This window comes from Sinorhizobium fredii (assembly GCF_002944405.1).
Lineage (GTDB): Bacteria > Pseudomonadota > Alphaproteobacteria > Rhizobiales > Rhizobiaceae > Sinorhizobium > Sinorhizobium fredii_C.
Genome location: NZ_CP024307.1, coordinates 1329570 through 1343087, shown reverse-complemented (window position 1 = coordinate 1343087; position 13518 = coordinate 1329570). Strand labels below are relative to the sequence as shown.

General features: G+C 63.6%; 13 protein-coding genes. 7 read left to right on the top strand and 6 right to left on the bottom strand.

Translation table 11 applies throughout. The features are described 5' to 3' along the window. Positions 1 to 3: 3 nt before the first annotated feature. From NXT3_RS06450 to NXT3_RS06435, 4 genes are all read right to left on the bottom strand, one after another. A complete protein-coding gene (locus NXT3_RS06450) occupies positions 4 to 2139 on the bottom strand; it encodes a sodium-translocating pyrophosphatase (RefSeq protein ID WP_037414025.1) in 2136 nt (711 codons plus the stop codon). 201 nt (positions 2140 to 2340) lie between these two features. Beyond that, positions 2341 to 3570, bottom strand: coding sequence for an MFS transporter (locus tag NXT3_RS06445; RefSeq protein WP_037414023.1), 1230 nt, complete (start codon positions 3568 to 3570; stop codon positions 2341 to 2343). 5 nt (positions 3571 to 3575) lie between these two features. Further along, the gene (gene nusB / locus NXT3_RS06440) at positions 3576 to 4058 is read right to left on the bottom strand and encodes a transcription antitermination factor NusB (RefSeq protein ID WP_037414021.1); all 483 of its coding nucleotides are present in this window, start codon (positions 4056 to 4058) and stop codon (positions 3576 to 3578) included. Beyond that, positions 4055 to 4516: a 6,7-dimethyl-8-ribityllumazine synthase gene (locus tag NXT3_RS06435; RefSeq protein WP_097539426.1), complete on the bottom strand. Its 462-nt coding sequence runs from the start codon at positions 4514 to 4516 to the stop codon at positions 4055 to 4057. Before NXT3_RS06435 ends, nusB begins: the two co-directional genes overlap by 4 nt. A gap of 246 nt (positions 4517 to 4762) precedes the next feature. On the opposite strand from NXT3_RS06435, the gene NXT3_RS06430 reads away from it, so the two are divergent. The 7 genes from NXT3_RS06430 to NXT3_RS06400 all read left to right on the top strand — a co-directional run bounded on the left by NXT3_RS06430 (position 4763) and on the right by NXT3_RS06400 (position 11673). Further along, entirely contained in the window at positions 4763 to 5311 is a 549-nt protein-coding gene (locus NXT3_RS06430; RefSeq protein ID WP_097539425.1) for a cupin domain-containing protein, read from the top strand. A gap of 2 nt (positions 5312 to 5313) precedes the next feature. Beyond that, positions 5314 to 5850 (top strand): GNAT family N-acetyltransferase, encoded by a 537-nt coding sequence (locus NXT3_RS06425; RefSeq protein ID WP_097526459.1) that lies wholly within the window; start codon positions 5314 to 5316, stop codon positions 5848 to 5850. A 318-nt stretch (positions 5851 to 6168) separates the two neighbouring features. Further along, positions 6169 to 6519 carry a hypothetical protein gene (locus NXT3_RS06420; protein ID WP_097526460.1) on the top strand — a complete coding sequence of 117 codons (351 nt, stop codon included), beginning with the start codon at positions 6169 to 6171 and terminating at the stop codon, positions 6517 to 6519. A gap of 221 nt (positions 6520 to 6740) precedes the next feature. Next, the gene (locus NXT3_RS06415) at positions 6741 to 7643 is read left to right on the top strand and encodes a helix-turn-helix domain-containing protein (protein ID WP_104838984.1); all 903 of its coding nucleotides are present in this window, start codon (positions 6741 to 6743) and stop codon (positions 7641 to 7643) included. A 207-nt stretch (positions 7644 to 7850) separates the two neighbouring features. Further along, entirely contained in the window at positions 7851 to 8483 is a 633-nt protein-coding gene (locus tag NXT3_RS06410) for a (2Fe-2S)-binding protein (RefSeq protein WP_423827931.1), read from the top strand. 2 nt (positions 8484 to 8485) lie between these two features. Beyond that, entirely contained in the window at positions 8486 to 9463 is a 978-nt protein-coding gene (locus NXT3_RS06405; RefSeq protein WP_104838983.1) for an FAD binding domain-containing protein, read from the top strand. Further along, positions 9460 to 11673, top strand: coding sequence for a xanthine dehydrogenase family protein molybdopterin-binding subunit (locus tag NXT3_RS06400; RefSeq protein ID WP_104838982.1), 2214 nt, complete (start codon positions 9460 to 9462; stop codon positions 11671 to 11673). The genes NXT3_RS06405 and NXT3_RS06400 overlap by 4 nt, the downstream gene beginning before the upstream one ends. Positions 11674 to 11698: 25 nt before the next feature. Here the strand turns inward: NXT3_RS06400 and NXT3_RS06395 are convergent, their stop codons facing one another. Continuing rightward, positions 11699 to 12319 carry a riboflavin synthase gene (locus NXT3_RS06395; RefSeq protein WP_104838981.1) on the bottom strand — a complete coding sequence of 207 codons (621 nt, stop codon included), beginning with the start codon at positions 12317 to 12319 and terminating at the stop codon, positions 11699 to 11701. Next, a complete protein-coding gene (ribD, locus tag NXT3_RS06390; protein WP_104838980.1) occupies positions 12304 to 13509 on the bottom strand; it encodes a bifunctional diaminohydroxyphosphoribosylaminopyrimidine deaminase/5-amino-6-(5-phosphoribosylamino)uracil reductase RibD in 1206 nt (401 codons plus the stop codon). Before ribD ends, NXT3_RS06395 begins: the two co-directional genes overlap by 16 nt. Positions 13510 to 13518 lie beyond the last annotated feature (9 nt).

The window sequence follows — 13518 nt, the reverse complement described above, 5'->3', positions numbered from 1 at the left end:
CCGTCAGGCAAGCACGGCGAGCAGCAACAAGGCTACGATATTGGTGATCTTGATCGCGGGGTTGACGGCCGGACCGGCCGTGTCCTTGTAGGGATCGCCGACGGTGTCGCCGGTGACCGAAGCCTTGTGCGCCTCCGAGCCCTTCATGTGGCGCGTGCCGTTCTTGTCGACGAAGCCGTCCTCGAAGCTCTTCTTCGCATTGTCCCAGGCGCCACCCCCGGAGGTCATCGAGACCGCCACGAACAGGCCGTTGACGATGACACCGAGCAGCGAGGCACCGAGCGCCGCGAAGGCCGAGGCCTTCGAGCCGGAAATCAGCAGCACGCCGAAATAGACGACGATCGGCGCCAGCACCGGCAACAGCGACGGAATGATCATTTCGCGGATCGCCGCCTTGGTCAGCATGTCGACGGCGCGGCCATAGTCCGGCCGATCCTTGCCTTCCATGATGCCCGGCTTCTCCTTGAATTGTCGGCGCACTTCCTCGACGACGGCGCCCCCTGCCCTGCCGACGGCGGTCATGGCAATGCCGCCGAAGAGATAGGGAATGAGACCGCCGAATATCAGGCCGGCGACGACATAGGGGTTCGAAAGGTCGAACGAGATCGTGCCGACGTCGGCGAAGTAGGGATGCTTGTCGCCATTCGCCGCGAAAAACGCCAGATCGTTGGAATAGGCGGCGAACAGCACCAGCGCACCGAGCCCCGCAGAGCCGATGGCGTAGCCTTTGGTCACGGCCTTCGTGGTGTTGCCGACCGCGTCCAGGGCGTCGGTCGACTTACGCACCTCGGGCGGCAGGTGCGACATCTCGGCAATGCCTCCTGCATTGTCGGTGACCGGTCCGAAGGCATCGAGCGCCACGATCATGCCCGCCAGGCCCAGCATGGCGGTGACGGCGATCGCGGTGCCGAAGAGACCGGCGAGCTGATAGGTGGTGATGATGCCGCCGACGATGACGATCGCCGGCAGGGCGGTCGATTCGAGGGACACGGCGAGACCCTGGATGACGTTGGTGCCGTGGCCGGTCACCGAGGCTTGCGCAATCGAGTTCACGGGCCGCTTGTTCGTGCCGGTATAATATTCGGTGATCACGACGATGAGCGCGGTGACGACCAGGCCAATGATGCCGCAGACGAACAGCGCCCAGCCGGTGACGTCCTGACCCGCAACGGTTCCGATCGAGCCCCAGCCGATCGTCAACGATGTCGCTGCGCCGAGGCCGAGGATCGACAGTGCGCCGGTTACGATCAGACCTCGATAGAGCGCCCCCATGATCGAGCCGTTGGTGCCGAGCTTGACGAAGAAGGTGCCGATGATCGATGTGATGATGCAGGCGGCGCAGATCGCCAGCGGATAGGTCATGACCGTCGCGAGCACCGGCGCACCGGCGAAGAAGATCGATGCGAGCACCATGGTCGCCACCACGGAGACCGCATAGGTTTCGAAGAGGTCCGCCGCCATGCCGGCGCAGTCGCCGACATTGTCGCCGACATTGTCGGCGATCGTCGCCGGATTGCGCGGATCGTCTTCGGGAATGCCGGCTTCGACCTTGCCGACGAGGTCGCCGCCGACATCGGCGCCCTTGGTGAAGATGCCGCCGCCGAGACGGGCGAAGATCGAGATCAGCGAGGCGCCGAAGCCAAGTGCGACCAGCGCATCGATAACCTCGCGCTCGGCCGGTTCATGGCCGAGGCCGACGGTGAGAATGAAGTAATAGACCGAGACGCCCAGCAGAGCGAGGCCGGCCACCAGAAGACCGGTGATGGCACCGGATTTGAAAGCAATGTCGAGACCGGAGGCGAGACTGACCGATGCGGCCTGGGCCGTGCGGACATTGGCCCTGACCGAAACATGCATGCCGATGAAGCCGGCCGCGCCCGAGAGCACCGCGCCGATCAGGAACCCGATGGCGGCCGCACTCGAGAGCAGAACCCATGCGGCGATGAAGACGACGACACCGACGATGGCAATGGTTGTGTACTGACGAGCGAGGTAGGCCTGTGCCCCCTCCCTGATAAAACCTGCGATCTCCTGCATGCGGGCATTCCCCTGGTCGGCGGCCATCACCGACTGTGTCGCCCAGATGGCATAGGCCACTGAAAGCAACCCGCATGCGATAACGCCCAACAATATGGTCATTTCGCATTATCCTCCGTTAAAACCCGCGGCCTCAACTCCCTGCCGCCGGCCCCTCTTTTCCGCGAATCGCACGCGCCTCCTCAAGCGGCATGCTCCCACGGCGCGGCCAGAGTGCGGTTGCGAATGTGGATCGTCAAGCCCCTGAAAATGCGAAAACATCGGGGTCGTGAGGCTCATGTTTCCCGGCGAAGGACAGCGACTTCAGGCTGCGGCCCTTTTGCCTGCACGCATCAGGAGAAAGAGAAGCACAAGGCAAAAGCCCGCCACCGGCCAAATGACGGCATTGAGCATGTCCCAGCCGTAGACGGCCAGAACCTTCCCGGAGGCGAAGGACGAGCCGGCAACGGTGGAAAACAGCACGACGTCGTGGAAGCCCTGGACCTTGTCCGCCTCGTGCGGACGGTAGCTCTGGGCGACGATCGCCGTCGCGCCGATGAAGCCGAAGTTCCAGCCAAGCCCGAGGAGAACGAGCGCGCCCCAGAAATTCCAGAGCGCCACGCCTAGATGAGCGACGGCCGCACAGCCCATGAGCAGCAGGAGACCGCAGGCAACGACGCGCTCCGCGCCGAAGCGGCTTATCAGCCAGCCGGTGGCGAAGCTTGGAGCGAACATGGCAAGCACGTGCCATTGGATGCCGAGCGTGGCGAGATCGCTCGAAAAGCCGCAGCCGACGACCATGGCGACCGGAGCGCCGGTCATCATGAAGGTCATCAGCGCATAGGAGGAGATGCCGCAGACCATGCCGGTCAGGAAGCGCTGGCTGCCGGCGATCTCGCGAAGCGGGCGGGCGGGTAGGCCTGCTTGCACAGACGCCGCCGCCGTCGTTTTCGGCAGCCGCAGCGGCATGAAGAAGAAAAGGGCGAAGAGGCAGATGGGGATCAGCGCGACGAAAGCGCCGGCGAACCACACCGGTGCGAAGTAATCGCCGGCGAAGATGACGATCTGCGGTCCAAGCACTGCCGAAAGGATGCCGCCGCCCAGAATCCAGGAAATAGCCTTCGCCTTGTAGAAGGAAGGCGACGCATCCGCGGCGGCGAAACGCAATTTTTGGGTAAAGCCGTTCGAGGAGCCGAGCATGGCGAGGCCGGTGGCGAACAGCCAGAAACTCTCGCGGAACAAAGCCGCGGCGGTAACAATGCCGCCTATCGCGGCAATCACCGCGCCGATCATGAAGGCAAAGCGCCGTTCGACCGTGCGCGACAGGATCGCCACCAGGATGACGCCCATCGCCATGCCGACATTGAAGGTGGTCAGGGGCGCGGTCGCGAGCGACTTGTCGTCGCCGAGCAATTGATGGCCGGCAACGCCGCCGACGGCAAAGCTGATCGGCCCGATGACGCCGAGCAGCGCCTGGGCGACAGTAAGCAAAAGGACGTTGCGGCGGGCTTCGCGAAGGACGGTTCCGATGTCTTCCGAAGCCGCAACAAGCATCAGGGCTATTTCCGCCGCTCGCCGCGGATCTGCTTGGCGATCCTGTCGAGAACGGCATTGACGAGCTTCGGCTCCTCGTCCTCGAAGAAGGCCTTGGCGATCTCGACATATTCGGTGACGATCACCGGCACCGGCACGTCCTTGCGCTCCAGCAATTCGAAGGTGCCGGCGCGCAGGATGGCGCGGACGGTGGAATCGAGCCGCGACAGTGCCCAATCGTCCTGAAGGGCCGATCCGATCAATGGGTCGAGCTTGCGCTGGTCGCGCACGACGCCGGAGACGATCGCGCGGAACCAGGAGGCGTCCGCCTTCAGGTAGGTCTCGCCGTCCAGTTCCTGGCCGAGGCGATGCGCCTCGAACTCGGCAACGATCTCGAGCACGCCGGTTCCGCCGACTTCCATCTGGTAAAGCGCCTGAACGGCCGCAAGACGCGCCGCGCCGCGCTGGTTGACCTGCTTCAGCGGCTGATCCGGGGGTGTGTTCGTCACTGTTCTGCACTCAGCTTGTTTTTCAGTTCGATCATGGTAAGCGCGGCGCGCGCCGCAAAGCCGCCCTTGTCGCCTTCCGACCGGCGGGCCCGCGCCCAGGCCTGCTCCTCATTCTCCACCGTCAGAATGCCATTGCCGAGCGCCAGGCTCTCGCTGACCGCAAGATCCATCAAGGCGCGCGCCGACTCGTTGGCGACGATGTCGAAATGATAGGTTTCTCCGCGGATCACCATGCCGAGCGCGACGAAACCGTCGTATTCGGTGCCGCCTTCGTCGGCGCCGTCGAGCGCCATGGCGATGGCCGCGGGGATTTCCAGCGCCCCCGGGACCGTGACGATGTCATAGGCCGCACCGGCTGCGTCGAGCGCATGTTTCGCTCCGTCGAGCATTGCATCCGCCATATCGTCATAGAAGCGCGCTTCCACAATCAGGATGCGGACGGGCTTGGTCTTCGCCATGGATCACCTGTCTTGAAAATATCGGCCGGCCTTGGCCGGCGCAGGCGGCGGTCAAACCACGGCCTGCACAGAATGGCAAGCAAATTCCTCTATCAGGAGGCCATTTGCCGCGCCATGTTCCTCTTTGGACTATCCCGATGACAGTTCCGACATATACTAGCCCTAAAACCTCAAGTATATTGCGGCCGATTCTACAAGGTGAAGCTGTTCATGCTGCGGAAGGCCGCCGCGGCCGGGAGGAGAGCCATGACGGAAGACAGAAAACCGATGGTCAGCCTCAAGGAGCTCGCCCTCGACCATTGGCGCCGCGGCTCCTTCTTCGAATCGCGCGACGCTTCCTTCGGCGCGCTTCTCGGCCTGAAGGAGCTCGGCATCAGCTATGGCGAGGTGCCGCCCGGCAAATCCGGCTGCCCCTTTCACAACCATCATGTCGAGGAAGAACTGTTCGTCATTCTCGAGGGAGAAGGCACATACCGCTTCGGAACGGAACGCTTTGCCGTCGGGCCCGGCGACGTGCTTGGCGCACCGGCCGGCGGCCCCGAAACGGCCCATCACCTGATCAATACCGGGACGCTGCCGCTCAAATATCTGTCGATCTCCACGATGGCGGCGACGGAAATCTGCGAATATCCCGATTCAGGCAAGTTCCTGGCGAGAACCCGGCGGCCCGGCACGGGCGAGGCTTCGTTCGACTTTATCGGCCGCCCGCATTTCGTTGTCGACTACTGGGACGGGGAGCCCGGGGCTCAGGTTCAAGATCCGATACCATTTCCCCCATCAGCCAAACCGGAGTGAAAATGCATCGTGTGCCCGTGATCGAGACCGAGCGGCTTCTTCTGCGTCCCTACCGTCGGGACGACTTTCCTTCCTACAACGCGCTCTTTTCAGACGAGGAGGTGACACGCTACGCGGGCGGCGTTCCCTACACGCGTGAACAGTCCTGGACGCGCTTCTTGCGTCAGGTCGGCATGTGGCACTATTTCGGCTTCGGCTTCTTCGCCCTCCAGGATAAGGAGAGCGGTGCCTTTATCGGTGAGGCCGGCTTCCATGACCCCCACCGCCAGATCACACCGTCGCTCGAGGGAACGATGGAGATGGGCTGGGCGCTTTCTCCAAAGAGCCATGGCCGCGGCCTTGCGTCGGAGGCCGTCTCCGCCGCGCTGGCCTGGGGCGACCGAGAGTTCCCCGCCCTCAGAAAGACCTGCATCATTGAGCCCGGCAACGAGGCCTCGATCCGGGTCGCGCTCAAGCACGGCTTCAGGGAATTCTGGCGGACGACCTATCACGGCAGGTCGATGCTCATGTTCGAACGGCGGTGGACGGGCACGGTCTGAAAGCCCACTTCTTCGCCGGCCTCCTCAACTCGGCGAACATGAAAAATTTTTAATGATTTTTCAGTGACTTACGTCATGGAAACGGCCACATTCCGGCCCAGTTTCCTAACCGTTGGCACGGCGCGGCACCCGAGAGCAAAAGGGCAAACGCCGCCTCAACCAGTCGAAACAGTCCAGCACCCCTTCGCTGCGGATGGTCCCACCCGCAAACGGCTTGTGCTGGCCATGCGGAGCTCGTCAGGACGGCTCGGCAATCGCAACGGGTCATGCGTTCGATTGCCGGTCCGGGCAGCAGCCGCGAACCAAAGGAGCGTGACAATGAACCGCTTTGCGACTTTTTCCGTCATCGCCGCCCTCTCCACATTGAGCTTCGGCGGCATCACCTATGCCACCGACGCCAAGATGAACTGGCCGAGCCACATCGACCAAAGCGTTCGCGCCTTCAAGGGCGACAATGTCAGGATCATCGACATCGACACTTTGAAGCAGGAAAGCCAGACCCGAATGTGGATCGATGAGGCATCGGCGCAGCAACGGGCCGCCCTGTTTGCCGCAGTCGAAGCCAACAAGCCGCTGGCGACCAAGCTGAAGGCGCAAAATGTCGAGATGAACAACATCGCCGGCGCCGAGGAAGCCGCCGACGGCGGCCTGACGATCTACGTACGCTAAGCGAGCACCCGAGAGAGCAGGCTAGGCAAGCATGTCCGGTTCTTGCCTGTGGCCCGGCTCTGTGAATGATCCCGGGTCGTTTTTCGACCCGGGATCATTCACGACGCCAGTGCGAAGCTTGACCTCTTACCCCTGCCGTTGGATTTTTCCAGACACTTTCCAATTGTGCAGCGGGCAGAGTATAGTTCGCCAGCAGCTCGACTGCTGAGAGGGGAGCGCCAATGAGTGGAAAGCTTGGGCAGCGCTTGGGCAGGTTCGTGGGGCTGGATCAGCCTCCTACTCTCACCACTCGTTATTTACAGTTGGCAGAAATCTCCGGCAGCCGACACTGTTGGGACGGCTCCGAGGCCGCAGCGCCTGTCCGAATGGAAACCAGCAACGGCTACCTGCTTTGTCTTCAGCGGCGCGAACTGCCCGCAATCCCCTATTGGGTAAACGGAAAGCCGGTGTCCATGATGCCGCTAAATCGAGGGCAGTTTCTCTTTCTCGATCTGAACGAGGAGCATGCCTCCGTAACGCGTGGCACCGTGGACTGCGTCTCAATGTACGCGCCGCGTGCAGCGATCCGGCAGTTCGAACACGAGCACGATATGAAGTCGGTGGGCGAGCTTAGAACGGCCAACGGCGTGGCCTTTAGCGATAACGTCATCAGACATCTCGGAGCATGCCTTGCACCTGCATTCGAGCGCCCAGAGACGACGAGCCGCCTTTTCGTCGATTACATCGCTTTGGCGCTGCTCACGCACATCACCACCCACTATGCAGAGAATCCTGCCGTCGCGCGTCCGATAGGAGGACTGGCACCGTGGCAGGAACGCCGGGCAAAGGAGATGTTACTGGCCCATTTGGACGGAAAGATCGGCCTTGATGAACTCGCCCGCGCCTGTCGGCTCTCGCGCAGTCATTTCGCCCGCGCCTTCAAGGCCACGACAGGATCGTCTCCTCTGCAGTGGCTGCTCGGCCGACGCATAGAACGCGCACAGGAACTCCTCGTCAATTCAGAGTTGCCGATCGAGCAGATCGCAAGTCGCTGTGGCTTTACGGATCAAAGTCATCTCACCCGCAGTTTTGTCAAAGCCATGAATGTAACGCCAAGCCATTGGCGCCGCCTGCGTCTCGCGTAGCAAATCGAGCCTTTGGCTTATGTGCTGCTATCGGGGCGGTACTTCGCACGGCTCGGAGACAGCACTCTCGTGCAAGAAACAGCACTCCGATCACTGGCGGGCGTCAAGGAAACGAATAGCTTTTTCATCCGAAGCCGCGGGGATCGCGGTTCAGACCTGCATGTTCATAGGATCGCAGCCGTTTCACGGCATTCTCAGGAGAATCTGATGATCAATCGGCAGCCACCATCAACCAATGCAGAAGCAGCTTCGCCTCCCTTCCCGGCCATCGTATCGCGCCGGGCGGTGCTGCAAATGGCCGGAGGCGCCGCTTCGCTCGCGACGATTTCCACTGTCGCCGCCCAGCCCGCTCCTCCCCCAGGCCAAACCGGCAATGCACTCGAGCGGGTCCGTTTGGTCGTCAATGGCGATGCACGAGAACTTGAGCTCGATCCTCGTCAGTCGCTGCTTGATGTCCTGCGGGAAACTCTTGACCTGACCGGAACGAAAAAGGGCTGCAACCAGGGCGCCTGTGGTGCCTGCACTGTTCTTCTCAACGGCAGGCGGGTCGTTTCCTGCCTGACGCTGGCCGCCATGCACGACGGCGCCGAGATCACAACAATCGAGGGTCTTTCCAGGGGCGAGGAGCTTCATCCGCTGCAGGCAGCTTTCATCGAGCATGACGGGCTGCAATGCGGCTACTGCACACCCGGCCAGATCATGTCGGGCGTCGGCTGCATCGCGGAAGGCCACGCCGGCTCGCCTGAAGAAATCCAGTTCTGGATGAGCGGCAATATCTGTCGGTGCGGCGCCTACCCCGGCATCGTCGCGGCAGTAGCGGATGCTGCGGAGAGGAGCTGACCATGTTCCCCTTCACTCTCGAGAAGGCGAGGACAGCCGAACAGGCGATTGCCGCCGCCGCGGCGGGCTCCCGCTTTATCGCCGGCGGCACGACCCTCATCGATCTCATGCGCGAGGAGGTGGAGCGCCCCGAACAGCTCATCGATATCAACGCACTTCCCCTGGCGGAAATCCGTGTGGAGAACGACATTCTTGTCATCGGTGCACTCGCTCGCATGGCTGATGTTGCGGCTCACCCGGAGGTGCAAGCCCGGCAGCCGCTCATCGCCGAAAGCCTGATCGAGGGCGCCTCGCCGCAACTCAGGAATATGGCCTCGATCGGCGGCAATTTGCTCCAGCGCGTCCGCTGTCCCTATTTCCGGATGCTCGACGCGCCGTGCAACAAGCGCGATCCGGGTTCGGGCTGCTCGGCAATCGACGGTCTCCATGCCGGCCACGCCATTCTCGGCACGAGCGATCACTGCATTGCAACGCATCCTTCCGACCTCGCGGTCGCTCTTGTCGCTCTCGATGCGACAATGCGGGTCCTTGGTCCGCAGGGGGAGCGCAGCTTTCCGGTGGAGGACCTCTTCCGTCTACCGGGCGACGCGCCGCATCTCGAACACACTTTGCTGCCCGGCGAACTCATCATTGACGTGCAGGTCCCAGCGGGCGCCTATAGCCGTCGCGCGCGCTATCTGAAAGTGCGCGATCGGGCTTCGTACGAATTCGCGCTCGTCTCGGCAGCGGTCGCACTGGACACTGAGAGCGGCCAGATCCGTCAAGCGCGGATTGCCACCGGCGGCGTGGGGACACGGCCGTGGCGCATGCGCGCCGTGGAGGAGGCGCTGGCGGGTAAGCCGCCACAGCGCCAGGCGTTCGAGGCGGCCGCCCAGTTGGCGGTGCGAGAGGCCCGGCCGCTGAGAGACAACCACTATAAGATGGAGCTCTTGCCGCGGACGATCGTCCGGGCACTTGAATTGGCAGGAGAAGTCGCATGACAACGAGCGTCATCGGAAAACCGCTGCCGCGAGTGGACGGACGCGCCAAGGTCACCGGGGATGCGCGCTACGCCGCGGATTTCAATCAGCCGGGCCAGGTCTATGCGGTGATCGTCAGCGCCACTGCCGGCCTTGGCCGCATCGCCGGTGTCGACAGCGCCATGGTGGAGTCCATGCCCGGCGTCATTGCGGTGATCACGCATCGGAACGCACCACGCCTGCCCTATGGCGAGCATAAGAGCTACATCGACCCGGCTGTCGGCGAGCGGCTGCATGTGCTGCAGGACGACCGCGTACGCTTTTACGGTCAACCCGTGGCGATCGTCGTTGCCGACACGCTCGACCGAGCCGAACGGGCAGCCTCATCGTTGAAGCTCGCGTACGAAGCGGAGCGGCCGATCGTCGATCCCGCGGACCCGACAGTGGAAGCGATCGCCCCGGCAGCGGGACACGCGGACACTTCACGCGGCAACGCCGACGCGATGCTGGCCAGCGCACCCGTAAAGGTCGACGAAACCTATGACATCGCACGGGAGAACCACAACCCGATGGAGCCGCATGCGACGATCGCTGCCTGGAGCGGCGATCGTCTGACGCTTTGGAGCAAGAGCCAGTTCGTCGTTAATGAACAGGCGGAGATCGCGGCAATATTCGGCATTCCTCCCGAAAACGTGCAGGTGGTCTGTCCTTTCATCGGCGGCGCCTTCGGCACGAGCCTCAGGACATGGCCGCATGTAACGCTTGCTGCCATGGCCGCGCGGCAGACCGGGCGGGCCATCAAGCTCGTGCTGACGCGCAAGCAGATGTTCTTCACCACCGGTCACCGCCCGCGCACCCTTCAGCGGATCGCAATCGGCGCAAACGCGGACGGCAGGCTGACAAGCCTCATCCATGAAGGCGCTGGCGAAACCAGCCGCTACGAACAGTTCACCGAGGCGCTCACCAGCGCCAGCGGCTACATGTATTCCTGCCGGAACGTGCGTACGCGGTACAGACTGCAGCAGCTCGACATCAGCACGCCAAACCATATGCGTGGACCGGGCGAGGCGAGCGGCATCTTTGCGCTCGAATGTGCGTTGGATGAGTTGTCCTACAGCCTCGGGCTCGATCCCATCGAACTGCGGCGGCGAAACGAACCTGAGATCGACGAGAGCGAGAACAAGCCCTTCTCCAGCCGTTCGCTGATGAAGTGTTACGACCTGGCCGCGGGCCACTTCGGCTGGTCACGCCGAACTCCGGAGCCGCGCTCCATGCGCGACGGCCGCCTCCTGATCGGAATGGGGGTGGCCTCGGCCACCTATCCGGCTTACCACGCGCCGTCCAGCGCACGCGTGCGCCTGCTCCCCGACGGCACTGCCGAAGTCGCCGTCGCGGCGAGCGACATGGGTCCCGGGACCTATACGTCGATGACACAGGTCGCCGCCGAAACGCTCGGCCTGCCGGTGGAACAGGTGCGCTTCAGCCTCGGCCGCTCTGACTATCCGCCTGCTCCCTCCCATGGAGGCTCATGGACCATGGCCTCTGTCGGCTCGGCAATCCGCGCCGCCTGCATCGCGGTGCAGGAGAAGGCTGCACAACAGGCTGTTGCCGACCAGCGCCTGCCAGTCTTCGGAGCGGCGCTCGATGCGATCGAATGGACCGGAGGCCGGCTGCGTCGCCGTGGCGACCCGTCGCCCGGCCAGTCCTATGGAGATGTCGTGTCGAGCCTCGGGACCCCGATCGAGGTGGAGGCGTCTGCGCAGCGTGATCCGGACGTTGCCGAACGCTATTCGATGCATTCCTTCGGAGCCGTGTTTGTCGAGGTCGCCGTCGATCCGGACGTCGGGACAATCCGCGTGCGCCGCGCGGTCGGCGCATACGCTATCGGCCGCGTCGTCAATCCGCGCCTCGCAGCAAGCCAGTGCACCGGCGGCATGATTGGCGGCATCGGCATGGCGCTGATGGAGCGAACCGTCCTCGATCCGCGCGACGGGCGCCCGGTCAACGCCCACATGGCCGACTATCTCGTGCCCGTAAATCTGGATATCCCGAAGCTGGAGGCGCATTTCGTCGAAGAACTCGACCCGCACGTCAATCCGCTCGGCGTCAAAGGGCTTGGCGAGATCGCGCTCGTCGGCATGGCCCCGGCGATTGCCAATGCGGTCTTCCACGCGACCGGCAAGCGCGTGCGCACCCTGCCGATCCGAATAGAGGACGTGCTGACCGTTTAGATCAGATGGCTCCGCCAGTCGACCATCATTCCCCCTTCGGAGCGGGAAACTCGGCAAGCCGGGCCGCATAACGCGCTATCGTATCGACCTCGAAATTGACGAAATCGCCGGCCTGGCGTTCACCCCAGGTGGTGACCTCGAGCGAATGGCGGATCAACAGCACGTCGAACTCGGCGCCATCGACCCGATTGACCGTCAGCGACGTCCCGTCGAGCGCCACCGACCCTTTTGGCGCGACGAAGCGGGCGAGATGTTCCGGTGCCCGGAGCCGGAAGCGCACCGCATCGCCCTCCGCCTCGACGGCGAGGATTTCCGCCTGGCCGTCCACATGGCCGGAGACGATATGCCCGCCGAGCTCGTCGCCAATCTTCAGCGAGCGCTCGAGATTGATACGCGTCCCCTCCCGCCAGCCCGAAACGGTCGTCAGTCTCAGGGCCTCCTCCCAGGCCTCGACCTCGAACCAGCGCTCGTTGCTGCCGGTCTCCGGCAGTGCCGTCACCGTCAGGCACACGCCGGCATGGGCGATCGAGGCGCCCATGTCGATCGTCTTCGGATCATAATTGGTGGCGACGCGAAGCTTGAGGCCCTCTTTGAGCGCCGTGATCTTCGCCACCGTACCGATATCGGTGATTATGCCTGTGAACATGCGGTATCTCTTTCGTAATCGTCGAAAATATCATCGCCGTAACGGGCGCTGCGCTTGAGCGAGAACCCCGCGGGTACGGTCGTCCGATCAAATGGGGATCGAATGCCGCCTTCGCCAATGGCCGACGGACCCGAATAGAGCAGGATGCGATCGACGAGATCCGCATCGAGAAATTGCCGCGCCGCCCGCGCCCCGCCTTCCACCAGAAGCGAGGAAATGCCGCGCGAGGCAAGGGCGGTCAACAGATCGGAGACGGTATCGGCGTTCAGCACCTCCACGCCCGCGGCTTCGAGAGCCGCGCGGCGGATAGCCGTATCACCCCCTCTCCCCGCGAACGGGGCCGGGGTCAGGGGCAATGGAGCAAGTTCGACCTGCCCCTCATCCGCCCTTGGGGCACCTTCTCCGCGCTCGCGGGGAGAAGGAAGGCCGGCGTCACCTGCGACGATGATCAGTGGAACTTGCCGCGCCGAGCGCACGAGCTTGGAGTTCAACGGCAGATCGAGACGGCGATCAAGGACGATCCGCACTGGCGAGCGCTCTTCAAGCCCGGGCAACCGAACCGTGAGTTCCGGATCGTCGGCATTTGCCGTGCCGACCCCGACGAGGATCGCATCGGTCTCGGCTCGTAATACCTGGACCTGGGCGCGCGAGACCGAACCGGTGATCCTGACCTGCCCTTCGCCCTTTCGGCCGATCATGCCGTCGGCAGAAACTGCAAGCTTCAGAGTCACATATGGGCGTTTCATGCGCTGGCGCATGAGGTAGGCCTCGAGGACGCGCTCGCCTTGCTCATGGAGAACGCCGATGTCGACATCGATGCCGGCGTCGCGCAGCATCACCCCCCCGCGGCCGGCGACCCGCTCGTCGGGATCGACAAGGCAGACGACAACGCGAGCAACGCCCGAGGCAATCAGCGCATCGGCGCAGGGCGGCGTCCTGCCGTGATGCGAACAGGGCTCGAGGGTGACATAGGCGGTCGCCCCCCTCGCCTGCTCGCCGGCATCGGCGAGTGCTTGCGTCTCGGCATGCGGGCGTCCGCCCGCCGCCGTCACGGCCCGCCCGACGATCGTTCCGTCCTTGACGACAAGGCAAGCGACGGAAGGATTTGTGGAGGTCAGACCAAGATTGCGACGGGCGAGGCGCAGCGCCGCCGCCATGAATCTCTCGTCCTCACGCGTCGGCCCGCCCATGCGCTTCTC

Coding starts and splice junctions, on each gene's coding strand:
- NXT3_RS06450 (WP_037414025.1), bottom strand. CDS start 2,139: ATGACCATATTGTTGGGCGTTATCGCATGCGGGTTGCTTTCAGTGGCC.
- NXT3_RS06445 (WP_037414023.1), bottom strand. CDS start 3,570: ATGCTTGTTGCGGCTTCGGAAGACATCGGAACCGTCCTTCGCGAAGCC.
- NXT3_RS06435 (WP_097539426.1), bottom strand. CDS start 4,516: ATGGCGAAGACCAAGCCCGTCCGCATCCTGATTGTGGAAGCGCGCTTC.
- NXT3_RS06430 (WP_097539425.1), top strand. CDS start 4,763: ATGACGGAAGACAGAAAACCGATGGTCAGCCTCAAGGAGCTCGCCCTC.
- NXT3_RS06425 (WP_097526459.1), top strand. CDS start 5,314: ATGCATCGTGTGCCCGTGATCGAGACCGAGCGGCTTCTTCTGCGTCCC.
- NXT3_RS06420 (WP_097526460.1), top strand. CDS start 6,169: ATGAACCGCTTTGCGACTTTTTCCGTCATCGCCGCCCTCTCCACATTG.
- NXT3_RS06415 (WP_104838984.1), top strand. CDS start 6,741: ATGAGTGGAAAGCTTGGGCAGCGCTTGGGCAGGTTCGTGGGGCTGGAT.
- NXT3_RS06410 (WP_423827931.1), top strand. CDS start 7,851: ATGATCAATCGGCAGCCACCATCAACCAATGCAGAAGCAGCTTCGCCT.
- NXT3_RS06405 (WP_104838983.1), top strand. CDS start 8,486: ATGTTCCCCTTCACTCTCGAGAAGGCGAGGACAGCCGAACAGGCGATT.
- NXT3_RS06400 (WP_104838982.1), top strand. CDS start 9,460: ATGACAACGAGCGTCATCGGAAAACCGCTGCCGCGAGTGGACGGACGC.
- NXT3_RS06395 (WP_104838981.1), bottom strand. CDS start 12,319: ATGTTCACAGGCATAATCACCGATATCGGTACGGTGGCGAAGATCACG.
- ribD (WP_104838980.1), bottom strand. CDS start 13,509: ATGGGCGGGCCGACGCGTGAGGACGAGAGATTCATGGCGGCGGCGCTG.